This window comes from Rhodococcus sp. P4_B6 (assembly GCF_056402215.1).
In genome coordinates, this window is the sequence record NZ_JBFUHV010000001.1 from 1 (window position 1) to 25,885 (window position 25,885).

The 25,885-nt window shown below is 67.4% G+C and carries 17 protein-coding genes and 1 pseudogene; 10 read left to right on the top strand and 8 right to left on the bottom strand.

What is annotated here, in order from left to right; genetic code table 11:
• Nucleotides 1-126, top strand: a pseudogene (locus AC1DWT_RS00005) (sarcosine oxidase subunit gamma); the annotation flags it as partial.
• 116 nt (nucleotides 127-242) lie between these two features.
• Here AC1DWT_RS00005 and pabB read toward each other — a convergent pair.
• On the bottom strand, nucleotides 243-2,342 hold the full coding sequence (pabB, locus tag AC1DWT_RS00010; RefSeq protein ID WP_206013846.1) for an aminodeoxychorismate synthase component I: 2,100 nt from the start codon (nucleotides 2,340-2,342) through the stop codon (nucleotides 243-245).
• Nucleotides 2,343-2,440: 98 nt separating this feature from the next.
• Here pabB and AC1DWT_RS00015 point away from each other — a divergent pair, with 98 nt between their 5' ends.
• The 4 genes from AC1DWT_RS00015 to AC1DWT_RS00030 all read left to right on the top strand — a co-directional run bounded on the left by AC1DWT_RS00015 (nucleotide 2,441) and on the right by AC1DWT_RS00030 (nucleotide 6,262).
• The gene (locus tag AC1DWT_RS00015) at nucleotides 2,441-3,799 is read left to right on the top strand and encodes a bifunctional folylpolyglutamate synthase/dihydrofolate synthase (protein WP_206013847.1); all 1,359 of its coding nucleotides are present in this window, start codon (nucleotides 2,441-2,443) and stop codon (nucleotides 3,797-3,799) included.
• Nucleotides 3,800-4,061: 262 nt separating this feature from the next.
• Nucleotides 4,062-5,444 (top strand): L-serine ammonia-lyase, encoded by a 1,383-nt coding sequence (locus tag AC1DWT_RS00020; RefSeq protein ID WP_206013848.1) that lies wholly within the window; start codon nucleotides 4,062-4,064, stop codon nucleotides 5,442-5,444.
• Nucleotides 5,431-5,817 (top strand): LysR family transcriptional regulator, encoded by a 387-nt coding sequence (locus AC1DWT_RS00025; protein WP_420855115.1) that lies wholly within the window; start codon nucleotides 5,431-5,433, stop codon nucleotides 5,815-5,817. The genes AC1DWT_RS00020 and AC1DWT_RS00025 overlap by 14 nt, the downstream gene beginning before the upstream one ends.
• Entirely contained in the window at nucleotides 5,759-6,262 is a 504-nt protein-coding gene (locus tag AC1DWT_RS00030) for a LysR substrate-binding domain-containing protein (protein ID WP_206013850.1), read from the top strand. Before AC1DWT_RS00025 ends, AC1DWT_RS00030 begins: the two co-directional genes overlap by 59 nt.
• 30 nt (nucleotides 6,263-6,292) lie before the next feature.
• On the opposite strand, the gene pgi is transcribed toward AC1DWT_RS00030, so the two are convergent.
• Together pgi and gnd are read right to left on the bottom strand one after the other, a co-directional pair.
• Nucleotides 6,293-7,960: a glucose-6-phosphate isomerase gene (pgi, locus tag AC1DWT_RS00035; RefSeq protein WP_241031372.1), complete on the bottom strand. Its 1,668-nt coding sequence runs from the start codon at nucleotides 7,958-7,960 to the stop codon at nucleotides 6,293-6,295.
• Between the two features lie 3 nt (nucleotides 7,961-7,963).
• Nucleotides 7,964-8,869, bottom strand: coding sequence for a phosphogluconate dehydrogenase (NAD(+)-dependent, decarboxylating) (gene gnd / locus AC1DWT_RS00040; RefSeq protein ID WP_477919383.1), 906 nt, complete (start codon nucleotides 8,867-8,869; stop codon nucleotides 7,964-7,966).
• Nucleotides 8,870-9,066: 197 nt separating this feature from the next.
• On the opposite strand from gnd, the gene zwf reads away from it, so the two are divergent.
• Nucleotides 9,067-10,611 carry a glucose-6-phosphate dehydrogenase gene (zwf, locus tag AC1DWT_RS00045; RefSeq protein ID WP_241031373.1) on the top strand — a complete coding sequence of 515 codons (1,545 nt, stop codon included), beginning with the start codon at nucleotides 9,067-9,069 and terminating at the stop codon, nucleotides 10,609-10,611.
• Nucleotides 10,612-10,738: 127 nt separating this feature from the next.
• On the opposite strand, the gene hxlA is transcribed toward zwf, so the two are convergent.
• Both hxlA and hxlB read right to left on the bottom strand, forming a co-directional pair.
• Complete coding sequence (gene hxlA, locus AC1DWT_RS00050) at nucleotides 10,739-11,368, bottom strand: 3-hexulose-6-phosphate synthase (RefSeq protein ID WP_206013852.1); 630 nt, start codon at nucleotides 11,366-11,368, stop codon at nucleotides 10,739-10,741.
• Nucleotides 11,369-11,414: 46 nt separating this feature from the next.
• On the bottom strand, nucleotides 11,415-11,996 hold the full coding sequence (gene hxlB, locus AC1DWT_RS00055; RefSeq protein WP_072946763.1) for a 6-phospho-3-hexuloisomerase: 582 nt from the start codon (nucleotides 11,994-11,996) through the stop codon (nucleotides 11,415-11,417).
• A 191-nt stretch (nucleotides 11,997-12,187) separates the two neighbouring features.
• On the opposite strand from hxlB, the gene AC1DWT_RS00060 reads away from it, so the two are divergent.
• Both AC1DWT_RS00060 and AC1DWT_RS00065 read left to right on the top strand, forming a co-directional pair.
• Entirely contained in the window at nucleotides 12,188-13,438 is a 1,251-nt protein-coding gene (locus AC1DWT_RS00060; protein WP_206016065.1) for a helix-turn-helix transcriptional regulator, read from the top strand.
• Between the two features lie 116 nt (nucleotides 13,439-13,554).
• Nucleotides 13,555-17,019, top strand: coding sequence for a serine/threonine-protein kinase (locus tag AC1DWT_RS00065; RefSeq protein ID WP_206013853.1), 3,465 nt, complete (start codon nucleotides 13,555-13,557; stop codon nucleotides 17,017-17,019).
• A 41-nt stretch (nucleotides 17,020-17,060) separates the two neighbouring features.
• Here AC1DWT_RS00065 and AC1DWT_RS00070 read toward each other — a convergent pair whose 3' ends face one another.
• Complete coding sequence (locus tag AC1DWT_RS00070; RefSeq protein ID WP_206013854.1) at nucleotides 17,061-18,233, bottom strand: NAD(P)/FAD-dependent oxidoreductase; 1,173 nt, start codon at nucleotides 18,231-18,233, stop codon at nucleotides 17,061-17,063.
• A 17-nt stretch (nucleotides 18,234-18,250) separates the two neighbouring features.
• Complete coding sequence (locus AC1DWT_RS00075) at nucleotides 18,251-20,707, bottom strand: transketolase-like TK C-terminal-containing protein (RefSeq protein WP_206013855.1); 2,457 nt, start codon at nucleotides 20,705-20,707, stop codon at nucleotides 18,251-18,253.
• A 221-nt stretch (nucleotides 20,708-20,928) separates the two neighbouring features.
• On the opposite strand from AC1DWT_RS00075, the gene AC1DWT_RS00080 reads away from it, so the two are divergent.
• Nucleotides 20,929-22,041, top strand: coding sequence for a M48 family metallopeptidase (locus AC1DWT_RS00080; RefSeq protein WP_477919384.1), 1,113 nt, complete (start codon nucleotides 20,929-20,931; stop codon nucleotides 22,039-22,041).
• A gap of 50 nt (nucleotides 22,042-22,091) precedes the next feature.
• Here AC1DWT_RS00080 and AC1DWT_RS00085 read toward each other — a convergent pair whose 3' ends face one another.
• Nucleotides 22,092-24,455, bottom strand: coding sequence for an arylsulfatase (locus AC1DWT_RS00085; RefSeq protein ID WP_420855138.1), 2,364 nt, complete (start codon nucleotides 24,453-24,455; stop codon nucleotides 22,092-22,094).
• A gap of 275 nt (nucleotides 24,456-24,730) precedes the next feature.
• On the opposite strand from AC1DWT_RS00085, the gene AC1DWT_RS00090 reads away from it, so the two are divergent.
• A complete protein-coding gene (locus AC1DWT_RS00090; protein ID WP_477919385.1) occupies nucleotides 24,731-25,876 on the top strand; it encodes an FUSC family protein in 1,146 nt (381 codons plus the stop codon).
• Nucleotides 25,877-25,885 lie beyond the last annotated feature (9 nt).

Consider the following 25,885-nt stretch of genomic DNA (forward strand, 5'->3'; position numbering starts at 1 on the left):
GTCGTGCTGATCGCACTCGACGACACCGGCACCGACTACCGCATCCTGGTACGAGCCTCCTTCGCCCGCTACCTCGCGGCGTGGCTCATCGACGCCGCCGAAGAATTCGGCGTCGATCCCGTGTAACGCGACAGTTCTCGGCCCCGGGGGACGACATGGCGCCGTCCCCCGGGCCGGTCTCTGCAATAAGGTTCGCACCACCTCACGTCCCGCGGTGATGCGCGAGGCAGTGACAAGCGCGTTCACACACCGATTCCGACGGACTGCCGATCCTCGACTCCGAGTACCTTGCACGACGACGCCGCCTTGACCAAGATCTCTTCGTACTCCTCCGCCGGATCGGACAGGGCGGTAATCGCTCCGCCGACGCCGAAGTGAACGTGCGTGTCGGTGACCACCATCGTTCGGATCGCCACCGACAAATCGGCGGTACCCGACAACGAGAGATATCCGATCGCACCGGAATACACTCCGCGCGCGGTTCCTTCGAGTTCGTCGATGATCCCCATGGTCCTGATCTTGGGGGCTCCGGTCATCGATCCCGCCGGAAACAGCGCCCGAATCGCGTCGACGATAGTCGCATCTCGGCGCAGACTCCCCCGAACCGTGGACACCATCTGGTGCACCGATGTAAACGTCTCGATTCCGAAGAGGATCGGTACGTGGACTGTCCCCTGCTCGCACACCTTCGAGAGATCATTGCGAACCAGGTCGACGATCATCAGATTCTCGGCCCGGTCCTTCTCGCTCCGGGCGAGAGCACGGAGCAGTCTGTCGTCCTCGTCGGCCGTGGCGCCGCGCGGGCGTGTTCCCTTGATCGGTTTCGATTCCACTGTTCGGTCGGCCCCGACCCGGAGAAACCGCTCCGGGGAGGCGCTGACCACCGACAGTTCCGGGAACGACAGCAGAGCGGCATGCGGCACCGGGTGTAGTCGCTTGATATTGGCGAAGATTCGTGGTGCGTCGACGCCGAACTCGACGGTTGCCCTGTTGGTGAGACATACCTCGTACGTTTCGCCGGCGCTGATGAGTTCGAGGCACTCGCCGATCAGCGACTGGTACTCCGCCTCGCTGTTCCTCAGTTGGAATTCCGCTCCCGTCGGCCGCTCCGAGACAGCCGGTGGGCACACCGGGTCGACGGCCGCGTCTCGGCTTTCGATTGCGGCGGTCGCGGTCTCGAACCACGCATTGCTGCGCTTGTCGTTCGGGGCGGTGCTCAAACTCATGACGTACACACACCGTTGATCGTGATCGATCACCACGGCCCGGTCGGCAAAGATCAGGGCCGCATCCGGATGCCCGGACCGGTGTGCGCGAACTCCGCCGGTCTCCCCTTTCAGCTCGTAACCGAGGTAGCCGACGTAGCCGAGGTTGAAATCGAAGGGAAGAGTGCGGTCCGGTTCCACCGCGCGAAGGCGAAGTTGTGCGTCGAGGTAGTCGAAGAGCGATCCCGCAATCTGCTCGTCGGGCAGCGACTTCCGGCTGATGCGCACTATCGAGGCGTCGACGTCGTAGGTGATGTACTCGGCGTGGGGACCGGAACAGTCCCCCATGATGGTGAAGCGGGAGCCCGGTTCGGGTTGGGCGCTGCCGTCGAGCCAGAAGGTTCCCGGACCGCTTCCGAACAGGGCATGGAACAGTTGTTCGGGGTCCGGGTAGCGGTCTATCCGTCGATACTCGACGGCAAAGCACGGCTGGTGGCCGCGAGGTGGCGGAAGCTGTTCGCGTTCCCGGCACTGGGTGTGCGGTTCGACCGCACTCGGTGCCGTGAGATCCCGGAAATTGGCGAACAGTTCCTTCCCGTATTCGCTGGAGATCGATTCGGGATGGAATTGGACTCCCCAGAGCGGCCTGCTCCGGTGCCGCACCGCCATGACCAGACCGTCTGCCGTCGATGCCAGCACCTCGAGGACGTCGGGCAGGTCCACCGCAACGAGCGAGTGATATCGCACCACGTTCATCGGCGACGGGAGTCCGCGGAATAGGTCGTGGCCGGTGTGCACCATCGGCGAGAGTCTGCCGTGCACGGGCTGCGGCGCCCGCACGATGTCGGCCCCGAACAACGCGCACAGGCCCTGGTGTCCGAGGCAGACCCCGAGGACCGGCAACCCTGCCTCGGCGATGACGCGGGCGCCGATCCCGAAATCGGACGGCTCGGTCGGCGTGCCCGGACCCGGCGAGATGACTACGTTGTCATAGGCCGAGAAGTCGATCGATTCCCACGGCGCATCGTTCGGTACCACGGTCGGACGCACCCCGTTGACGGCGGCGAGCAGTTCGACCAGGTTGTATGTGAAGGAGTCGTAGTTGTCGACCAACAGGGTTCTGACAGACTGCACCATCCATACACCTCCGCTTTCGATGCGACGGACGGATCGCTGGAATACTTTTAGTATACCGTGTATTAACTACTAGTATATCACTAGTTGGGAGTACGGCCATGACCCACTCGATTCCACGTCTGCATCCCGGACGCTCCTTCCGTGACGCCACCGACTACCTCTACCGACTGCCCCGGGGAGCAAAGAGCAGCGGCCTCGCCCGCGCAGGCGAGTTCTACGACCGGTTGGGGACGCCTCAGGATGCGGTGCGCACGGTGCACGTGGCGGGGACTGCCGGTAAGGGCTCGGTGAGCACCTTCCTGGCGTCGATCCTGGACGCCCACGGCTGGCGGGTCGGCGCGCACCTGTCGCCGCATGTCCGTTCGATACTGGAGCGTTTCCAAGTCGCCGGCGCACCGATCACCGAGTGCGCGTTCCTCGACATCGTCGACCGCATCGCCCCGGTCGCCGAGGGCATGGCCGATTCGGACGTCGGGATGCCGACATTCTTCGAGGTGGCCAATGCCATTGCGTTCGCCCACTTTGCGAGCGTGCCAGTGGACTACTCGGTCATCGAGACCGGCATCGGCGGACTGCTCGACGCCACGAACACCATCCGCCGACCCGACAAACTCGCCGTGATCACCCGAATCGGGTTGGATCACACCGACATGCTGGGAGACACCGAATCCGCGATCGCCCGGCACAAGGCCGGCATCCTTCCGCGCGGCGGTCACGGCATCGCCCTGCGCCACCCCTCTCGTGAGGTGCGGCGCACAATCGCCACCGTGGCGCAGGAGCGTCGGTGCGTKCTCGATCAGCTCGACGATCGGGCGATCTCCTGCGACATCTCCGCCGCAGGCACGCACGTTCGATTGCACGACAGCGAGCCGATGAAACTCGGCCTGGAGGGCCGCCACCAGGGCGTCAACGCCGCTCTCGCGCTACGCGCCGCCGAGTTCCTCGCGGCCCGCGACGGCTGGTCTCTCGACCCCGCCAGGGTTCGAGACGGCTTGGCCGATGCCACCCTGCCCGGCCGGTTCGAGCGACGCACGACCGTCGACGGACAGCAGCTCGTGCTCGACGGTGCCCACAACGCGGTGAAGCTTGCCGCCCTCACGTCGACGCTGCAGGACCTCTATCCGGGGCAGCGCTTGACCTGGGTCCTCGCCTTCAAGGACGACAAGGATATCGACGCCGCTCTTGCCGCACTCGCGCCCTCTGCGGCAGGGATCGTGGCCACCGAGTTCCGCGAGACCGGCCGCGGAACCGGCGCGGCCTCCTGCATGCCCGCACGGAAAGTGGCGGAACGCGCTCGCGCGCACGGCTTGCGCTCCATCGCCGTCGAATGCCCCATCGAGGCGGTGACGATGGCGGGACTGGTCGCGGGCGACGCACCGGTGGTCGTCAGCGGCTCGTTCCTTCTTCTCAGCGCCGTCACGTCGGTCCTCGAACCGGCGCGGAGCGCACACCGCTGACACCGTCGACGGACACTTTCCGGAAGTTATCCGGACAATACTTGACCACACCCCCAACCTGACCTACCGTGGTACACATCACTGATATATCAATCTGCTGATTTGCCGCTCCGGTGGGTCGGCTTTGTCCTGCGAAGACCTCCTCACTCCCGCTCAGTACACCGAGGAACTCGGCGAAGCGGTATGAGCGCGCAGTCTTCCTGCTGCCTCCGCTGCTTCCACCGCGTGCCCTCGAGGTGCACAGACACAGGATTGTGATTCCATGACCATCAGCGTGTTCGACCTGTTCTCCGTCGGCGTCGGCCCGTCGAGTTCGCATACCGTCGGACCCATGCGAGCCGCCGCGCGATTCGTCTCCGACCTCCACACGCTCGGCGCTTTCGATGAAGTCGTCGACGTGCGAGTGGACCTGTACGGATCACTCGCGGCGACCGGCGCCGGGCACGGGACGATGTCGGCCGTGCTGCTCGGACTGGAGGGCTACCGTCCCGAGGAGATCGAGACCGAGAAGATGGAACAGCGGCTCGAGATCATCCGCAGCACCCGCCACATCTCGCTGGGCGGATCCCGCGACATCGCGCTCGCCGAGGACGAAATTGTTCTGCGCCCGTTGACCGTTCTTCCGTTCCACCCCAACGGGATGACCCTGACCGCCTACGCCGGCGGGAACGTCGAGGTCCACAAGGAGACCTACTTCTCGGTCGGCGGCGGCTTCGTCGTCACGGAGGCGGAGAGCACCGCGACCACCACCGCCGAGTCCCGTGGCCTGACGTACGGGTCCGCGAAGGAACTCCTCCAACTCTGCGACCGCTTCGGATACAGCATCAGCGAACTCATGCTGTCGATCGAACGGGAGTCGCGGTCCACCATCGAAATTTACGACGGGTTGCTGCACATCCGCGACGTGATGGTCGAGTGCGAGCAGCGTGGCATCTCCCGCGACGGATACCTGCCGGGTGCACTGCGGGTTCGCCGACGCGCCCGCGACTGGTTCCTGCGTCTGGATGGCGAAGATCCGGATCGTGCACCGGAATTCGCGGAGGACTGGGTCAACCTCGTGGCGCTTTCGGTCAACGAGGAGAACGCCTCGGGCGGCCGGATCGTCACCGCGCCCACCAACGGCGCCGCGGGCATCATTCCCGCCGTGTTGCACTACGCCGTGCACTACACCCCGGCGGGTAAGGCCGACCCGGACGGCACCGCGATCCGGTTTCTGCTCACTGCCGGTGCCATCGGGTCGCTGTACAAGGAGCGGGCCTCGATCTCAGGCGCCGAAGTCGGGTGCCAGGGCGAGGTGGGTTCGGCGGCGTCGATGGCCGCGGCAGGTCTGGCCGAGATCCTGGGCGGCACACCGGAACAGGTGGAGAACGCGGCGGAGATCGCGATGGAGCACAGTCTCGGCCTGACCTGCGATCCGATCGAAGGTCTGGTGCAGATTCCGTGCATCGAGCGAAATGCGATCTCGGCGGGCAAGGCCATCAACGCCGCCCGGATGTCGCTGCGCGGTGACGGTACCCACCGGGTCAGTCTCGACCAGGTGATCGAGACGATGCGCTCGACCGGCGCCGACATGCTCTCGAAGTACAAGGAGACCTCCACCGGCGGCCTCGCGGTCAACGTTCCCGTCAACTATGTTGAGTGCTGACCGGAAGGCAAGTTGCTTCACCCGTTCCGCGTTGACGAACCTGCTCATCACGCTCGACGCAGTTCTGTATCACCAGAACGCGACCCGGGCCGCCGAGCAACTCGGCGTCTTGCAGCCGGCCATCTCGGCAGCCCTTCGCCGACTGCGCAGGCACTTCGACGACGAATTGCTGCGGCGGGTCGGAAATCGGTTTCAGCTGACGCCCCTGGGAATGGAACTGCGCCTGCACACTCGACTCGTGCTGGACGGCGTCGAACGCGCGATTGCGGTTCGTCCCTGCCGCACCGGATCATCTGCCGCAGGCGGAGCAGATCTTGACCGCACTGGACTTGATGCTGGTGCCGGAAGACCTCGGTCGAGACCTGCCGAGTGAGGAACTGTTCCACGACGAATGGGTGATCGTGATGGACCGGCACCACCCGTCCGCACCGCACGGACCCTCGATCGACGACCTACAGGCCCTCCCGTGGGTGCTCGTCCGGCACAGTCGAACCCCGGCAGATTCCGCGGCGCAACTGTTGCGCCTGAGGGGGATCGAACCCTGGGTGCAGGTCAGCACGGAGACGTATCTGACGGTGCCGCCTCTGGTTGTCGGCAGCGACCGTCTGGCACTGGTCCCCACACGCCTGTTCGACGCCGCCGTCGACAGTCGTGGGCTGGTGAGCCGCCCGTGCCCCGTCCGCCTCGCACCCCTGGTCCAGCGCATGTGGTGGCATCGGGTCCACAACTACAATCCGCAACACCGCTTCCTCCGGCACGTCGTCATGACGACTGCGCAGGAGGTGGGTGGTGGCCGTCACCCGCGCATCTGCGGGTGACGGGCACGAGGGGCCGGTGGTCGCCGGTGCTCACATTCGGGGGGAGCCGTCGCGGATTGCCCGGTACCACTGCACGATCGCTTCGGTGGAACTGTCCACACTCTCGGCGACCCCGCCCCCACCGACTGCCCGGTGTAGTTGCAGGGCTTGATCCTTGCCGAGTTCGACGCCCCACTGGTCGAACGAATTGATGTTCGACAGCACACCTTCGGTGAAGACCTGGTGCTCGTAGAGCGCGATCAGCTGGCCGAGCACGCCGGGACTCAGCTCGGGGGCGAGAATCGTGGTCGACGGACGGTTCCCCGCCATCACCTTGTGGGGAATCAGGTCTTCGAGGATCCCGTCGGCGGCGAGATCCGCCGGGGTACGGCCGAATGCGAGCACTCTGCGCTGGGCGAGCAGGTTGCTGACCAGAACGTCGTGCATGCTGCCGCTGCCGTCGCTCAGCGGCAGGTCGGCGGCCGGTTCGGCGAATCCGAGGAAGTCGACCGGGACCAGGCGGGTGCCCTGGTGCAGGAGCTGGTAGAAGGCGTGCTGCCCATTGGTGCCGGGCTCACCCCACCAGATCGCCCCGGTGGAGACATCGGTCGGCGTCCCGTTCAGCTGCACGGACTTGCCGTTCGATTCCATCGCGAGTTGCTGCAGATACGCGGGCAGGGCTGCGAGGTCGTTGGCGTAGGGCAGGACCGCCCGGGTCTCGGCGTCGAAGAAGTTCGCATACCAGAAACCCAGCAGAGCGAGCAGGACCGGTGCGTTCGACTCGAGCGGCGCCGTCGCGAAATGCCGGTCCACGGTGTGCATGCCGGCGAGGAAGTCGCCGAACGCACCTCGTCCGATCGCGAGCATCACCGGCAGGCCGATCGCCGAGCCGATCGAGTAGCGGCCACCGACCCAGTCCCAGAACTCGAACATGTTGGCCGGGTCGATGCCGAACTCGGCCACCTTCGCCGCGTTGGTGGACACGGCCACGAAATGCCGGTCGACCGCGTCCTCCCCGAGCGCGCCGATGACCCAGGACCGGGCCGCGGTGGCGTTGGTGAGGGTCTCGATCGTCGTGAAGGTCTTCGACGCGACGACGAACAGGGTGGTCGCCGGATCGAGGCCGTCGAGGGCAGCCAGCAGGTCTGCCGGATCGACGTTGGAGACGAACCGCACCGACAGATCGGGGTGGGAGTAAGGGCGCAGCGCCTGGCACACCATCCGCGGGCCGAGGTCGGATCCGCCGATCCCGATGTTGACGACGGTGGTGATGCGCCGGCCGGTGGCTCCCCGCCACCGGCCGCTGCGCACCCGGTCGGTGAAGGTGGCAATCCGGTCCAGCACTCGATGCACGTCGGCGACGACGTCGCGCCCATCCACAGACAGTTCCGCAGATGCGGGCAGCCGCAACGCGGTGTGCAGGGCGGGCCGGTTCTCCGTGGTGTTGACCGGGTCTCCGCGGAGCATGCAGTCGCGGTGGTCCTCGAGACCGACGGCACGGGCCAGCGCGACGAGCAAGGGCAGCGTGTCGCGGTCGATGCGGCTCATGCTGTAGTCGATGAATAAATCACCGGCGGTGACCGTCAGATCCCTGCCGCGTCGGGGGTCGGCGCCGAACAATTCCCTCAGATGCACCGAGGCGATGTCACCGTAGTGGTCCTGCAGGCGCTGCCATTCGAGAAACGCTGTGATGCTCGGTGATACGGACGTCGCGGTCACGGGTTACGCGACCTCGACAGGCTCGGCGCTGCTGACGGCGTGCCCTCCGAACTGCCGGCGCAGCGCGGAGACCGCCTTCATCGCCGGGGAGTCGTCCTGACGGGACGCGAACCGGGCGAACAGTGCCGCGGAGATCACGGGGGCGGGGACGGCGTGGGCGATCGCTTCCTCGACCGTCCACCGGCCTTCACCCGAGTCCTCGGTGTACCCGGAGATCGAGCCCAGCCCCGGGTCTTCGGACAGGGCCTGGACGAGGAGGTCCAGCAGCCAGGAGCGCACCACGGTGCCCTGCGACCAGGCCCGCAGCACCGCCGGGACGTCCGCGATGGACTCCTCGGCCGCGAGGAGTTCGTAGCCTTCGGCGTACGCCTGCATGAGCCCGTATTCGATCCCGTTGTKCACCATCTTCGCGTAGTGCCCGGCTCCGATGCCGCCGGCATGGACGAACGAGTCCGCACGGTCCCCTTCGGGACGGAGGGCGTCGAAAATCGGTAGCAGCCGGGCGATGTCGTCTTCGTGGCCACCGGCCATGAGCGCGTACCCGTTCTGACGTCCCCAAACGCCGCCGGAGACGCCGCAGTCGACGTAGCGGACGTCGTGTTCGGCGAGCAGGGCTGCGTTCACCTTGTCGTCGGTGAACCGGGAGTTGCCGCCGTCGACGACCACGTCGCCGGGGGCGAGGAGCCGGGAGAGTTGCTCGATCACCTGGCGGGTGGGCGCGCCGGCGGGCACCATCACCCACACCGCCCGCGGTGCGGGAAGGGCCTCGACGAGGGCCTCGAGGCTGCGGACGTCGCTGACGTCGGGATTCGGATCGTAGCCGACGACGTCGTGCCCCTTCTCACGCAGACGTTCGCGCATGTTCGATCCCATCCGACCGAGCCCTACCACACCGAGTTTCATCGTCACCGTTTCACTTTCGCCGTCGATCCGTCGAGTACCTGCTCTATGTGTAGTGCCGCGCGACGCCTGGTTCACCTGACCGGATGGGGAGCCGCTACTGGTCACCCGGCCAAGTGCTTTCGCCGCTCGCCGCTCCGACACTGATAGCCGACGCATTGTCCGAATGCGCCTGTCGAGGAGCGAATGTACGGAGTGCAGCAGAAGTGACCGTGTCTGAAGTGCAGCAGAGCGTCCCGCTCACAAGCGAAGTCGGTGGCCGCGTCGGCGGGGAACTGGTGATCGGTGACATCGGCCCGGTGGCCGACTTGTCTTCGCTGGTGATCTTCGGCATCACCGGTGATCTGGCCCGCAAGAAACTGGTTCCCGCAATCTACGATCTCGCTCATTGTGGTCAGCTACCCGCGGGGTTCGATCTCGTCGGATTCGCCCGCGATGCCGCGAACAGCGAGCCGGTGTTGCGGGAGTCGGTGATCGCTCATGCCCGGCGGCCGTTCGACCCCGCGGTCTGGCAGGCCCTGACGCAGCGCATCCACCTGGTCGAGGGGTCGTTCGACGATCCGGGCGGGTTCACGCAGCTGGCTTCGCTGTTGGCCGTCCTCGATCAGCGCCGCGGCAAGCCGGACAATTACGTCTTCTACCTGTCGGTCCCGCCCTCCGCTTTCGCCACCGTGTGCGGCCGGCTCGCGGTCGTCGGGTTGAATCGGCCCGCACGCGGGTGGCGACGGGTGGTGGTCGAGAAGCCGTTCGGTCACGACCTGCCGAGCTCCCGGGCGCTCGAGGTCGTACTGGCACAATATTTTCCACCGTCGTCGATCTACCGGATCGACCACTATCTGGGCAAGGAAACGGTACAGAACATCCTCGCGCTGCGGTTCGCGAACGGGATGTTCGAACCGCTGTGGAACAACCGGCACATCGACCACGTGCAGATCACGATGGCCGAGAGTGTCGGGGTGACCGGACGGGCCGGGTATTACGACGGCGTCGGTGCCGCCCGCGACGTCATCCAGAACCACCTACTCCAGTTGCTGGCGCTGATCGCCATGGAGGAACCCGTCGGCTTCGACGCCGACAGCATCGCCGCCGAGAAGGTCAAGATCCTCTCCGCCACCGAACTACTCGGACCCCTGGATCAGACGTCGGCCCGCGGCCAGTACGGGCCCGGCATCGACGACGACGTTCGGCTCCCCGGCCTGACGGAGGAGGACGGGTTCCCTGCCGACTCGTCGACGGAGACCTTCGCCGCCCTGACCGTCGGGATCACCACTCGCCGCTGGGCGGGAGTGCCGTTCTACATCCGCACCGGAAAACGGCTGGCGCGCAGGGCCACCGAGATCGCGGTCACGTTCACGCCACCCGCTCACGGGTCGCCCGCGGCCCGCGCCGCCGGGGTCTCGAACGTCCTCGTCTTCCGCGTCCAACCCGACGACGGGATCGAATTGCACATCGGCGCCAAGCGCCCGGGGGGTGGCATGCAGATCCAGCCGGTGAGCTTGGGCATGGACTTCCGGTCGGTGTTCGACCCGGCGCCGGAGGCGTACGAGCGGCTGATCGGTGACGTCCTCCGCGGGGACGGGACACTGTTCCCCCGCCGCGCGGAAGTCGAGCACTCCTGGCGGATCATCGACCCCCTCCTACAGCACTGGGCCACGGCCGGCCGGCCGGACACCTACCCGGCAGGCACCTCGGGCCCCGCGTCCGCCGACGACATCCTGAGCCGCTCCGGCCGGGTGTGGCGCACGCTCTAGTTTCAGCCCCACGTGAGTGCCAAAGTGTGCCCCGGCACGCTTTGGCACTCACCTGTCTCCGGTAGTTCCCGGGCACGCGAAATACCCTGAGCAGCGATCCTGCTCAGGGTATTTCGGGTGCCGAAGACTACTTGGCGAGTGCGTCCTTGAGGGCCTTCGCTGCAGCGGCCGGGTCGGCGGCGCTGTAGATGGCGCCACCGGCGACGGCGACGTCCGCACCGGAATCACGGACGGCCTTGATGGTGTCGACCTTCACGCCACCGGCGATCGAGAACGGGACGCCGGCGATCTTGCCGTCGTCGAGCAGGGTCTGGATCGAGTACCCGGGCTGGGCCTGCTCGTCGAGACCGGCGTGGATCTCGACGAACGCGACACCGAGCTTGGCGATCTCGCGGGCCCGCTCGACACGGTTCTCGACACCGATCAGGTCGGCGACGACCTTCTTGCCGTGCTTCTGACCGGCCTCGACGGCACCCTTGATGGTGGCGTCACCGGCGGCACCGAGGACGGTGACCAGGTCGGCACCGGCCGCGAACGCGAGGTCGGCCTCGAGGAAACCGGCGTCGGCGGTCTTGAGGTCCGCGAAGACCTCCTTGTCGGGGTGCGCAGCCTTCACAGCGCTGATCACACCGAGGCCGGCGCTCTTGATCAGCGGCGTGCCCAGCTCGATGATGTCGACGTACGGGGCCACCTTGTTGGTCAGCGCCAGCGCGTCCGCGGTGGTGAGAAGGTCGACTGCTACCTGCAGCTTCGTCATGTATTTCTCCTGTTTCTTTCTTGGGGGGTTCAGGGGTGGTGCTGGTTCAGCCGATGTTGGCGTGGCGTTCCCACAGCCGTTCGGCGGTCTGGTCCGCGTGCGACCACAGCGCCTGGAACAGCGCGTCGAAGGCGAGGAGGACGGACTGCTCGAACAGGCTGCCCGCGTACTGCGCGGTGATCGCGGCGCTGTGGTCCTGCTTGTCGGCCGCCGGGAGCACCAGGATCTCGTCGGCCCGCTGCGCGAGCGGCGACTCGGCGGCCGTGGTGACCGCGACGACGGAGGCGCCGACCTTCCGGGCGGTGTCGGCGGCCCCGATCACCGAGGCGGTGGTCCCGGACCCCGACACCGCGATCAGGACGTCGCCCGATCCGACGGCGGGGGCGGTGACCTCACCGGCCACGTGGACGCGCAGGCCGAGGTGCATCAGGCGCATCGCGGCCATCTGCACGGCCAGGCCGCTGCGTCCGTTGCCGATCACGAACACCGCGCGGGCGGAGGTGATCAACGCGCCGGCACGGTCCCACTGTTCGGCGGCAACGGAATTGAGCAGCCGTTCGTTCTCGTCCAGCACGATGCGGCGCCCATCGTCGAACCGTGTTCGAGTGTCTTCGATGGTGACGGTCATGATCCTCCTCGGTATAGCGGGTCCGGTCGTGGAGACAAGATTGCCGAGCCCGCACCCCGACGGCACCCGGTCGCTCGACGAGTGCGCGCTGGCCGGATGGCCAGTGCCGCCGCACACCGATCGGCCCTACGGTGGATGCCGTGGTAAGCGTCGAGGACACCGATCGGAAGCAAGCGCAGTCGTGGGCGGACATGCGCGCCGTGATCGCGGGCCCGCTGCCGGACATCGCGGCGCGTTTCTCCCGGTATCTGACCTCACTGTGGTCACATGACGCGCTCGTGATCTTCACGTGTGAATGCACCGGGCGACCACGGAAGGTCGCCGGGAACCGGGAGATCGTCGACCGCGTCACCATCGACGAACTCGACGCCCTGAAGAAGTCGGCCGACCTCGGCACGGTTTTCGACGGGGTCCAGATTCTCGGAGGGGCCCGGCGCCCGCTCTGGGTGGTGCGCGATGCCACCGACACCCTGCTGGTCGTCGTACCCAAGCGGGTCCAACCCGAACCGCCCGACCCGGACCTGATCGTGGCGCTGTTCGGGATCGTCGCCACCTCGATCCGTCAGCAGGTCGCCCAGGCCAGCCCCGACTACCTCGCCGAGTCCCGCGCCGCGTCCAGTGAACGGGCCCGCACCATCGCCGAACTCACCGAGATTCACGACGCCACCCTGTCCTCGATCCTGGGGACACTGCGATCGAACGACCTCGACGATCGCCGCTCCCGCATCACCGCCAGCGAGACGGCGTCGGCGGCGTTGATCGCGCTGCGATCGGCGGGCGATGCCGACCGCGCCCTCTCCGAGGAGGCGGTCACCACCGCGTTCGCCCGGCTACAGGGAGAACTACGTCCGCTGCTGCGGCATTGCGAGGTCGAGATCGACTACGTCGAACCCCCGGCGGACGGGCGACCGCTTCCGGGCGAGATCGCGCATGCGGCCAGGGCGATGGTCCGCACCATCGTCCTGGCGTTCGGGGCGCAACCGGTGCTGGCCCGGCTGCGGGTCGCGTGGGACTGCGACGGCGACAACGTGCTGCTCGAGGTCCGAGATCAGGGCTCCGGAGCGATCGACGGCGGCGCCCTCACCCGGCAACTGGCCGGGCGGCTGCACACCCTGCGCGGGCGCGTCGACATCGAAAGCATCGCCGGGTGGGGTAGCCGGGTGTCGCTCGTGATTCCGCTGGATCCCCCGGCCGCACGCCCGGACGAGCACCTGCTGTCCACCCTCAATCCCCGGGAACTCGAGGTCCTCGCGCATCTGACGGTCGGCAAACGCAACAAGGCCATCGCCTCGGAACTGGGCATCAGCGAGAGCACGGTCAAGTTCCACGTCGCCAGCGTGCTGCAGAAACTCGACGTCACCAACCGCGGCGAAGCCGGTGCGATCGGAATTCGCGCGGGCATTTCGCCCGACGCAGCGATGGTCACCGGCGCGCGACGGTAGCGGGAGGCGCTCCCACCTCGGGATCGGAAAATCCGGATCGGCGGTCGTCCGTCCCGGGTCGCCGCGCGGGTTGGCGGACTATCCTGGGGGAAGCGTGTCAGAGGTGGTGCAAGCCTATGGCGGATGATCGGTGGGCCACGCAGCGCGAGCCGGATATCGCGGTGGAACTGTCCGCCGCCGGCTTCGACGACGCCGTGGAGATCGGACGGGGCGGGTTCGGGGTCGTCTATCGCTGTGTGCAGGAAGATCTCGACCGCACCGTTGCCGTCAAGGTCCTCACCACCGACCTCGATCGCGAGAATCTCGCCCGCTTCGTGCGCGAGCAACGCGCGATGGGCCGCATGTCCGGGCACCCCAATATCGTCGATCTGTATCAGGTGGGCATCACCCGGAGTGACCGCCCCTTCCTGGTGATGCCGTATCACGAACACGGATCCCTGGACGCACAGATTCGCACGACGGGTCCGATCGGGTGGGAATCGACCGTTCGGCTCGGGGTGAAGATCGCGGGCGCACTCGAGACCGCTCACCGTGCGGGCACGTTGCACCGGGACGTCAAACCGGCGAACATCCTGCTGACCGAATACGACGAACCGCAACTGACCGATTTCGGTATCGCCCGGGTGTCCGGTGGCTTCGAGACCGCCGCCGGGTCGATCACGGGTTCCCCGGCATTCACCGCGCCCGAGGTGCTCGAGGGCCGCCCGCCCACCGTCGCCTCCGACGTGTACAGCCTCGGAGCAACACTGTTCTGCGCACTCACCGGACATGCCGCGTTCGAACGCCGCAGCGGTGAACAGGTCGTCGCCCAGTTCCTCCGGATCTCCTCGCAGCCGGTCCCGGACCTGCGCGACACCGGCATCCCGAACGACGTGTGCGGAGCACTGGAACGGGCGATGGCCCGGTCCGTGGAGAAACGTCCCGGCAGCGCCGCCGAATTCGGCGACCAACTACGCGTCACCGAACGCACACACGGGATGGCAGTCGACCACATGCATGTGCCCGCCCAGAGAACCCCGCGACAGCCACCCGGCAAGAACGCCGAGGCCACCGAGGCCGCGCCACCGCTCGCACCGAAGCCGACACCGCGTCCCTACCCGGTGCAGACGCCACGGACGCCACCGGTCCCGCTGACCAAGTTCCGCCCACCGACGACCACCCGGAAACTGGTGCGGCGTCACCGCCTGCTCGACGAACTCCGGGCGAGCCGGGGCTGCCGGCTGACCCTGGTCCACGGTCCCGCCGGGTTCGGCAAGAGCAGTCTGGTCGCGCAGTGGCGGGACGAACTCGTCGCCGCCGCAGTCACTGTCGCGTGGCTGACGGTGGACTCGGACGACGACAATGCGGTGTGGTTTCTCTCGCACCTGATCGAAGCGATCCGGCGGGTGCGGGCGGAAGTGGTCGGCGATCTCGGGCAGGCACTCGAGGAGCAGGGGCAGTCGGTCGAGCGATTCGTGCTCACCTCGCTGATCAATCGACTGCACGAGAGCGGGGATCCACTTGTCGTCGTGATCGACGACTGGCATCGGGTCACCGCGCCGACATCGATCGCGGTGATGGAATTCCTCCTCGACCACGGCTGCCACCACCTGCAGATCATCGTGGCCAGCCGCAGCCGGTCCGGACTGCCGTTGAGTCGCATGCGCGTGCACGACGAACTCAAGGAAATCAATTCCACAGCACTGGGATTCGACTTCGCCGAATCCAGGGACTTCTTTGCCGAACGAATGCAGACACCCCTGACCGACTCCGACGTCGAGGAGCTCCGAGCCTCGACCGACGGATGGATCGCGGCGCTCCAATTGGCGTCGCTGTCCCTGCGGGAATCCGGCGGCCCGGACACTCTGCTCGAACGGTTCCGCGCCGGAACCGACACCCTGGGTGAGTATCTCGCGGAGAACGTCCTCGACGCACTCGAACCCGACCTCCTCGATTTCGTTCTCGCAACCGCAGTTCCGGAACGGGTGTGCGGCGAATTGGCGTCGGCCCTCGCCGACATCCCCGACGGCGCAGCGCGGCTCGAGCAGGTCGTCGCCCGCGATCTGTTCCTCGGCCGGGCGGCCGAGGACCGTAGGTGGTACCGCTATCACCACCTCTTCGCTCAGATCCTGCGCCAGCGTCTCGAGCGCGATCACCCCGACCGGATCGCGGCGCTGCACCGGCGAGCGGCCTCCTGGTTCCGGGAACGGCACCTCCTCGGAGAGGCCCTCCACCACACACTCGCGACCGGTGACCGAACCGCCGCGGTCCGGCTCCTCGAAGACGACAGCCTGTATCTCCTCGACCGGTCGCAGATGTCGACGCTGCTCGGCCTGATCGACAAGCTGCCCGCCGATTGGGTGCTGTCCAGTCCCCGATTGCAGCTGACGATCGGGTGGGCGAACACCGAGCTGCAACGGCTCGACGTCGCAGCGAACGCACGGCGCCGCACGCTGGAGCTACTCGACACTCTCGACCTTCCCGACGACGAGCGCGCCCAGCTCCAGGTGGAAGCCAACGTCCTGCAGGCCGATATCAGGATCACCGCCGATCATGCGGCGGGTGTCAAAGACCTTGTCGCCGAATGCCTGACCCACGCCCACGACCATCATCCGTTCGTGGTGTCGTTGGCGGCACTGATCGCCACCATCGTCGACACGTACGAGTTCCATTTCGACGAGGCGTACGACAGGCAGACGTGGGCTGCCCCGTACCACCGGAAGACCACCGGGCCCTACTCCGTGGCGTACGGGTACTGTTTCGCCGGCATGGCGAGGGCGGAGCAGCTCGATATCGCCGGGGCGAGCGAGCTGTATCACCGGGCGTTCGATCTCGTGCGGGAGGCCGGCAACACCCAATCCCAGCACGCGCGACTCACCCGTGCGCTGCTCGCCGAGGAACTCTATCTGCAGGACAGGATCGAGGAGGCGGCCGAGCTACTCGGCGAGACCTCCGACGCCGCGTCACTGGGTGGTGCGTCCGATTTCATGATTCGCCATTACTGCCTGGGCGCACGGATCAGATCGGTACGCGGCGACCACGCGAGCGCGGGATCCCTACTCGACGAAGGCATCCGCACCGCGCACATCCTGTCCCTCCCCCGACTGCGCGCAGCGGTGGACGGTGAACGGGTGCGGCTGGGATTGCCGCCTCGGCCCCGTTTCGTCCCGGTCACCCGCGGAACGCGCCGGGAACCGGTGGACGGCATCGAACGCGTCACCGCCGAACTGGAGGACGAGTCCGCAATCCTGCTACTCGTCCGCAGTGGCGACGCCGAGCAGATCCGTATCGCCTGCGAGTGGGCCGGCGACTGGTTGCGTGCCCTCGAAGGAACCGAACGCGCCATGGCGCGACTCCACGCCGGCCGGCTGCTCGCCACGTGCCTGTGGGCGGCCGGGCGGGCGGATGACGCCCACGAGGCGCTACTGCCCGTCGTTGCGCACTGTGCCCGGCACGGCCTGATCCGCTTCCTCCTCGACGGCGGACCGGAGACGGTCACCGCGCTCCGATCCCTCCGTGAACGACTGAGTGCGACTGGTGGGGAAGAGCATCCGGAGATCACACCGAGTTTCGTCGACAGAGTACTCGGCTCACCAGCCTGAACGAGCGCATCACGGGTCGGCGGTGAGACGCGGCGTCGGGTTCAGCCAGCCACCGACGCACCCAGATAGCTCGGCGGCGCGATTCCGTCCAGCGCCAGCGCGACTGCGGCCCGGGCGGCGACGGGCCCCATCAGGTTGCCGGTCCCGTTGTACCCTCCGACCGCGAAGACACCGGGCCGCACCTCGCAGCACAGGGGGCGACCGTCGGGAGTGAAGCCGACGGACGCCGCCCATCTCCGCGTCACCGACACCGGCCGCCCGGCCATCCGTTCGGCCACCCTCTCGATGTGGGACTGCACCGGTCGGGTCGGCTCAGTGTCGGACGTCCACTCCGCGTCGGCGAACAGGTCGCGGCCACCGCCGACCAGCAATCGGCCGTCGGCGGATTGCTGCGCGTAGTCGTAGCCCCACCGCCCGTACACCGGGCACGGCAGGCGCCGCGGCAGTCCGGGCACGGTGCCGAGCATCTGCAGTCGCGCGGTGCGGACTCGGCCGGCCAGCTCCGGAAGTACCTGCTCGAGTTTCCCGTCCACGGCCACCAGAATCACCGGTGCGCTCACCGTGCCGTGCCAGGTGTGCACGACTCCGGGTCCGAGTGAGGTGACCGGCGAATTCTCGTACAAGCTTGCCGAATTCCGCAGTATCGACGCGAGACCCAATGCTCGGCGCGACGGATTCGTCGCCGCGTCGTCGGGCAGGAATATCCCCTGCCCCAGCTCCCCGTCGTAGGGTTCGACGGCGATGGCATTGTCCCGCAGTGCCTGTGCGAGCGTGTCGCAATCCACCAGTTCTGCTGCCCGCTCGGCGGCTTCGGCGTCGTCGACGGGATCGCCGGGGAGTCCGGCCAGTCGAATCGACCCGGTTCGCGTGATCACGTCCGTACCCAGCACGTCGGCGAGGTGGTCGAGTTCGGCGAGCGTCGCCCGGTACAGGTCCACCGACGCCGCACCCCACGCGGCGACCGACGAATGCAGGAACGCCGCCGGACCACCCAGCAGGAATCCGCCGTTCCGTCCGGCCGCGCCCGAGGCAACGCGACCCGAATCGAGGCCGACGACGGTGAGCCCGCGGGTTGTCAGTTCCTCGACAGCGGCGAGACCGGAACCGCCGAGTCCGACGACGCACGCATCCGCGGTCAGGCGTGATTCCAACCGCGGCAACCCCGACCATGCCGCCACTACCGGGTCGTCATCCCACGCGCACCGTGAATCCATGACGGACACGGCAGCTTTCAGTCGGTGAGGTCGAGGGCGGCGCGGACGATGCTGTCAGTGTCGATGCCGTGGTAGCGGTAGACGTCGTCGAGGGACCCGACCTGCCCGAATTTGCTGACCCCGAGCGCGGCACCGGGCACGTTGTTGATGCCGGTCAGGAACGCGAGGGTGTGCGGGTGCCCGTCCAGGACGGTCACCATGGGCGCCGCCCGGTCGGCGGGGAACACCTGGTCGAGGATCCACGAGGGACCGTCGGCGAGTCCGCGGCGGGCCTGGACCGCCTCGAACAGCAGTCCGGGGCTGGTCACACACACCACATCCGCGGCAATCCCCTGCTCGGCCAACCGGTCTGCGGCGGTGAGGGTTTCGGTGATCATCGCACCGACCCCGACCAACGTCACCACCGGCTTGTCGGTGTGCCGCAGCGTGTAGGCGCCGGCGACGACCTGCCGGCGGCGGCGTTCCCGGGCCGCGGGGTCGGAGGGCACGGCGGCGAGGGTCTGATCGACCGGGCGGGTCGACAGGCGCAGGTACGACGAGGAACCGTCCGGCCGTCCCAGCCGGGAGATGCTGTCGAGCAGGGTCCATTCGACGTCGATCGCGAACGCCGGCTCGAAACTCACACACCCGGGCTGCTCCAGCCCGATCGACGGCGTCTTGATCGACTGGTGCGCCCCACCCTCCGCGGCAAGGGTGACGCCGGAGGGAGTGCCGACCAGGATCGACTGCCCGCCCGCGTAGATCCCGTACGACCACGGCTCGAGGGCACGTTCGACGAACGGGTCGTACATCACCCCGATCGGGAACAGCGGCTGACCCCACCGGCTCCAGGTGGCTCCGAGCTCCCCCATCAACCCGACCAGGTTGGTTTCGGCGATCCCCAGTTCCATGTGCTGCCCGGTGGGCTTTTCCCGCCAGTGCATGATCGTCTCGGCGTCGTCGTCGAACCAGTTGCGGCGCTCGTTCGGCGACCACACCCCGACCTTGTTCAACCAGCCCGCCAGATTCGTCGTCGACGAGACGTCCGGGCTGACCGTGACCACCCGCTTCGCCGCGTCCGGGGCCTGACGCGACAGATCCAGCAACGCCCGCCCGAGCGCTGCCTGGGTCGTGGACGTCCCGGACGGGGTGCGCCCGATGTCGGCGGGGACGGCGGGCGGTGTGGCGAGTTCGACCTTCTTGCGCGTCAACGTCTCCGCGGTGGCCGCGCACACCCGGCCCGCGGTGCTGTCCGCGGCGAACCGTGCCCACGGATCGTTCGGATCCATCCCCAGTTCGGTGGCCAGCTGTTGGTACTGCTCCACCGTCAGCAACGACGAATGATTCTGCGGGTGCCCCTGCGTGGGCAGGCCGCGGCCCTTGATGGTGTACGCGATGATCACCGTCGGCCGGGTGTCGTCGATCCGCGCATAGGCGGCGCGGAGGGCGTCGAGGTCGTGCCCACCGAGATTGCGGATCGCCCGCAGCAGGGTGGCGTCATCCAACTCGCCGATCAGCGAGGCGATCGCCGCCGCGTCGGGGCCGTCGCCGGGCAAACGACGACGCAGTTCCTCGGCGTCGCAGCGCAACAGCCGCTGGTATTCGGGGTTGGGCATGTCCAGAATCCGGGTCCGCATCGCCGGACCACCGGCCCGGGTGAACAACGACTCGAGCAGGGTCCCGAACTTCACGGTGATCACCTGCCACCCCGCGGCGGAGAACATCGCCTCGAGCCGGCCGGCGGCGATGTTCGGGACCACCCGGTCCAGGGACTGCCGGTTCAAATCGACGATCCACACGATCTCCCCGAGTTCGGCGACCGAGGTGTCCAGGATCGCCTCCCACACCGCGCCCTCGTCCAACTCCGCATCCCCGACCAGTGAGTACTGTCGTCCCGTCCCGGCACCGCCGATGGTGGTGTCGACGTAGCGTCGGGCGATGGCACCCCAGATCGGGGCCGTGGCACCGATCCCGACGGACCCGGTCGAATAGTCCACCGGATCCGGATCTTTCGCCCGACTGGGGTAGGACTGCAGGCCACCGAACTCCCGCAACGTCGTCAGATACTTCTCGTCCAACTCCCCCAGCAGGTAGTTGATGCCGTGCAGCACCGGCGAAGCATGCGGCTTCACCGACACCCGATCCCCCCGCCGCAACTGCTCGAACCACAACGACGTCATGATCGACACCATCGACGCACACGACGCCTGATGCCCACCCACCTTCAACCCCGTCGGATTCGGCCGAACCCGGTTGGCGTGATGGATCATCGACGTCGCCAACCACAACACCCGTTGCTCGATCTCCACGAGTGCTTCCGGAGTGCTCGAGCGCGGGGCGAGTTGGTTCGTGTGGGCATCGATCGTGCGGGCGTCGTTCATGGTTTCGTCCTTGCCTGTGAGTTCCGGGCACCGAATCCGATCCTCCTCGGCCCAGTTCGTGAGCGAGGCGGATCGGCGGTGACGGGCAGGCGGACCTGTGGGAACCGGCCTCACCGCATCTTCGAGGTCTCATGTGCAGATCTCTCACAACAGTCGACCACCGGAACGCACTTTGAGCAATACCGTTTACCAAAGTTAAGCATCCTGCGCATTCACAGAGCGGACGCCGCGGTCGACGGTTGGCAAAATGCCCAGCACAACCGCCGTCGCCACCGCCCGGCGCTACCCTGACCGGAAGGGCTGTTCACCGCGCACACCAACTCAGGGGGATCGATTTGACCACCACACCAGACCGCGTTCGCACGGCGTTCCCGGACATCAGTTCGCGTACGTGGGAGCACCCCGCGGACCGGGCGGCGCTCGTCACCCTGCGCACGCTGAAGGGGTTCGACACCGTTTTCCGGACCATCTCGGGTCTGCTGCAGGAGCGTCAGCACCGGCTGATGTACCTGGCCACGTCGGTGCGCGTCGACGAACGGCAGTTCAGCGATCTCCACGACCTCCGCAGCGACTGCGTGCGGATCCTGGGTGCCGACGAGACACCTGAGCTGTTCGTGCTGCAGACCCCGGTGGTGAATGCCTTCACCATCGGCATGGACCGGCCGTTCATCGTGGTCACCACCGGGTTGCTCGACGTGATGAACTACGAAGAGCAGCGGTTCGTCATCGGTCACGAACTCGGGCACGCCCTGTCCGGGCACGCGGTGTATCGCACGATCCTCATGCACCTGATGCGGCTGGCCGGGACCATCGGCTGGATGCCCATCGGCGGGTGGGCGCTGCGGGCGATCATCGCCGCGCTCATGGAATGGCAGCGTAAGTCCGAACTGTCCGGCGACCGTGCCGGATTGCTGTGCGGTCAGGACGTCCACACCGCCCTCCGCGTGCAACTGAAGCTGGCCGGCGGTTCCCGGGTGAGTGAGATCGACACCGACGCCTTCCTGGCCCAGGCCGCGGAGTACGACGCCAGCGGTGACCTCCGCGACGGCGTCCTCAAGCTCCTCAACATCGAACTGCTCGCCCACCCCTTCTCGGTGCTGCGGGCCGCCGAGTTGAAGAAATGGGTGGACAGCGGCGCCTACGCGGCAATCCTGCGAGGAGAGTACCCACGCCGGCACGAGGACGACGACRCCAAGATCAGCGAAGAGTTCCGCAAGGCCGCGAAAACGTACAAGCAGAATTTCGACGCCTCCAACGACCCGCTGATCCGCATGCTCCGCGAGATCGGCAGCGGACTGGGCACCACCGTCGACGCCGTCGGCAATGGTGTCGGCGACGTCGCGGCGGACATCAAGGAACGCTTCACCCACTGGCGCCGGAACTCCGACGGCAAGAAGGATTCCGAGGGCAAGCGGGATTCCGACGACAAGAGCGACGGCGACAACTGACCGGAAGCCGACGGTAGGCCGGGCGCCGCAGCCCGCGCCCGGCCTTCCCGTCAGTCGGCCATTGCCTCGGCCAGCTCCTCGACCTCCTGGATGACCGGTTCGGGTACCCGCACCGGTCCGGGGGTGTAGGTGACCGACCGCAGTCGGCCGGTGAACCGGAACGTCCCTCGCCGTTCCCGCAGATCCCACACCACCGGTCCGCGGGCGTCGACGCCCACCGAGATCCCGGTCCACGGCGCCATGCCGACGAGCTGGAACTGGTCGTCGAGGGTGGCGACATCGGTGGTCACCCCGGCCCCATCGGTGAGCGCGACGGTGAAGTTCCACCGGACGGATTCGGTGGCCTCGGCCCGCACCTGCACACCGACCACACCCTCGCCCAGGGGCGCCGACGTGTGTGCGACACGGCCGTAGCTGTTGACCGCGAACACGATTCGACCGTCCTCGACGTAGAGCACATAACCGCCGTGCGGATCGCCGTGCGCGACGAGCACTCCCTCGTCGCCTGCGGCGATCTCGTGGGTGGCGACGTCGATGGTGAAGTCGCGGTACTGGATCAGCACACTGGACCGATAGCGTTCCAGCGTGGGTGTGCCCGCGAGGATCTTCACCGGTTCCGCGAGCCGGCGCTCGTCGGGCCGGCGCTGCACGGCCTTGCGGTCGTTGAGGATCGGGAACACGGTGTTGTGCCAGGCCGCGCGATCCCATGCCTCGGCCAGTTCCTGCACCTTCTCGGGGAAGAGGTGTGCGACGTCCGTGGTCTCGGCGGGGTCGGATTCGACGTCGAACAGTTGCCACTGCGGATCGTCGACCCGGGTCGGATCCGTGTGCAGCGACAGCAGTTTCCAGCCGTCCCGGTAGAACCCGCGGTGACCGCCGAACTCGGCGTACTGCTCCGTGTGCGGGGTCGGCTGCGTCGCGTCGCGCAGGACCTCGGCGATGCTGACGCCGTCGCGCTCCTGCGCGGGAAGCCCGTTCCGATGGGTCGGCGTCTCGAGTCCGGCGAGGTCCAGGAGGGTCGGGGTGATGTCGGTGACGTACGAGTAGTGCTTGCGCAGCCCGGTGTCGCCGTCGGCGCGCCGGAGCCCGGCAGGCCAGGACAGCAGGAACGGCACCCGGACACCGCCGGCGAACGTCTGCCCCTTGTAGAACCGGAACGGCGTGTTGGACGCCTGGCCCCAGCCGCGCGGGTAGTGGACTCCGATCTTCTCCGAGCCGATCAGTTCCTCGTCGTGCGGGACGTCGCGCACCCAGTCGGACGGCACCGGCCCGTGCACGAATTGACTGAAGTACGAACGGGTTCCCACCGCACCACCTTCGGCCGTGCCGCCGTTGTCGGAGGTGAACACGATGATGGTGTTGTCGGTTTCGCCGAGTTCGTCGAGGGTGTCGAGGACCCGGCCCACGCTCTGGTCGATGCTGTCGACCATGGCGGCGTAGACCTCCTGGTACCGGGCGAACCGTAACTGCTCCTCTTCGGTGAGCTCGTCCCACGGCGGGGCGTCGTAGCCGGGTTCGGTGTTCCGCTCGGCGATCGGCGTGCCGGGAGGGAAGAACCCGGCCTCGACCTGGGCATCGAACCGGTTGCGTCGCACGGCGTCCCAGCCCTCGGTGTAGCGGCCGCGGTACTTCGCGAGGTCTTCGGGCTTGGCCTGGTGCGGCCCGTGCATGGCGATGTGCGAGAAGTACAGGAAAAACGGCTTGTCGGCGTCGTGTGCGCGCAGGCTCTTGATGCGGGCGACGGCCTTGTCGGTGATGTCGTCGGTGACGTAGTAGTCCGACGGGTACTCCTCGACGTCGACCACCGAATTGTCGGAGATCAACTCGTTCGGGTAGTAGAACGAATTCAGCCCTTCGAGCGACCCGTAGTAGCTGTCGAACCCGCGTTGCAGCGGCCAGGAGTCGCGGGTGCGCCCCGGCGCGAGGTTGGTGTCGCGCGCGAGATGCCACTTCCCCACCGCGTGCGTGGCGTACCCGTTCGCGCGGAGGATCTCGGCGAGGCTCAGCGCGTCGTCCGCCAGTTCCATCCGCAGCCCGGGGAAGCCGGGATCGAAGTTCGCGACGCTGCCGTACCCGGCGCGGTGCGGGTTCAGCCCGGTGAGCAGCGCAGCGCGGGCCGGTGAGCAGACCGAGGTGGTGTGATAATTCGACAGCCGGTAGCCGCTGTCGGCGAGCCGGTTGAGGTTGGGGGTGTCGATTTCGGAGCCGAACGGCCCGATGTCCGAATAGCCCATGTCGTCGATGAGGATCACCACGATGTTCGGCGCGCCGGCCGGGGCCTTCGTCTCCGGCTTCCACCACGGCGTCGACTCCGCGCTCGTCCGCCCGATGCGCCCGCCGAATCCGTCGTACCCTCGCGCGCCCGACGGGATCTGCTGCTGACCGTCGACACCACCGGTTCCGTTACTTCCCACTTCGGGCACGCGCGCAATCCCTTCACTCACGGAGAAAGGATTTCCCCGCACATGTGGGGGAATCGTACGGATGCTCACGACCCCGGCGAGTGGTTTGAATCACGAAGATTCCAAACCGCGTTCACCCGCTGTGACCTGCATCGCCCAAAACCGGTGGCAGAACGTGATCTGCGCAATGAAAGGGGCCACTTTTACACGCGCGTAAGATTTTCAGGACAGGATTTGCGGTGAACGTGCTCCTGCCCGCGTGTGATCGTCCAGAAAGCTGTACCACTGTGCTCCAGCTCATCTCGATACTCGGCCTCCTCCGACGTGCCGGCTCCACCGCATGGCCGTCGCTGCGCACCGCGTTGCTTCGCTTCGCGGGGTACCTGGTACCGATTGCGCAGACGGCGGTCACCGCGGGGGCGGCGTGGTGGGTGTCGGTCGAGGTGGCCGGTCACGAGCAGCCGTTGCTGGCCCCGCTGGCCGCGGTCGTGTGCCTGAGCGTCGCGCGTGGCGCCCGCAGCCGCCGCGCCGGTGAACTCATCGCCGGTGTCACCATCGGAACGATCGTGTCGGACGTCGTCGTGCGGTACATCGGCAACGGCCCGTGGCAGATCTGCCTCGTGGTGGCGGTGGCCATGTCTTTCGCGGTGCTCCTCGACGGTGGCTCGGTGATCGTGCTGCAGTCGGGTTCGTCGGCGGCGTTGGTCGCGGCGATGGCGTCCGCGACCGCCGCGCACCCGTTCGATCGGGTCGTCGATGCGTTGATCGGCGGTGCGCTGAGTCTGGTGGCGCTGTCCGTGTTGCCCACCGACCCCGTGCGACGGACGCGCCGGTGTGCCGCCGCGGTGCTGGACAGCGTCGCCGCGGCCCTCCGGCAGACGTCGAAGGGACTGGCCGCCGGCGATGTCTCCGCACTGGAGGACGCTCTCGCGCTTGCCCGTTCGACGCAGTCGACCATCGACAGCAYGCGCGTCGAACTCCGTTCGGGCTCCGAGGTGGCGCGCATCTCGCCGATTCACTGGCGGGGACGTCGCCGCATCGGCCGGCTCGCGTCGATCGCGGACCCGATCGACAACGCCGCACGCAACACCCGGGTTCTGGTGCGGCGAGCCCTGATCGCCACGTACGACGGCGAGCGGGTGGACCCGCAGTTGGCGGACGCCGTCTCCGAACTGGCGCACCTCGCCGACCGGATGCGGCTCATGATCCTCGCGACTCCCGCGAAGAAGCCCAACGAAATCCAGCTCAGCGACGAACTCGAACGGTTCGCACGCGCACTGCCGCAGCAGGAGATCTCGGCCGGGTTCTCCGCGGCGGTCGTGTCCGCACAGGTCCGATCGATCGTGATCGACTTCTTCGAGGTGTGCGGCATCCCGCGCGCCGTCTGCCGGCCGATGCTGCCCCGCCCCGCCCAGTACGCGGAAGCCGCGTAGCCCCGTAGC

Coding starts and splice junctions, on each gene's coding strand:
- pabB (WP_206013846.1), bottom strand. CDS start 2,342: ATGGTGCAGTCTGTCAGAACCCTGTTGGTCGACAACTACGACTCCTTC.
- AC1DWT_RS00020 (WP_206013848.1), top strand. CDS start 4,062: ATGACCATCAGCGTGTTCGACCTGTTCTCCGTCGGCGTCGGCCCGTCG.
- AC1DWT_RS00025 (WP_420855115.1), top strand. CDS start 5,431: ATGTTGAGTGCTGACCGGAAGGCAAGTTGCTTCACCCGTTCCGCGTTG.
- hxlA (WP_206013852.1), bottom strand. CDS start 11,368: ATGACGAAGCTGCAGGTAGCAGTCGACCTTCTCACCACCGCGGACGCG.
- hxlB (WP_072946763.1), bottom strand. CDS start 11,996: ATGACCGTCACCATCGAAGACACTCGAACACGGTTCGACGATGGGCGC.
- AC1DWT_RS00060 (WP_206016065.1), top strand. CDS start 12,188: ATGCGCGCCGTGATCGCGGGCCCGCTGCCGGACATCGCGGCGCGTTTC.
- AC1DWT_RS00065 (WP_206013853.1), top strand. CDS start 13,555: ATGGCGGATGATCGGTGGGCCACGCAGCGCGAGCCGGATATCGCGGTG.
- AC1DWT_RS00070 (WP_206013854.1), bottom strand. CDS start 18,233: ATGGATTCACGGTGCGCGTGGGATGACGACCCGGTAGTGGCGGCATGG.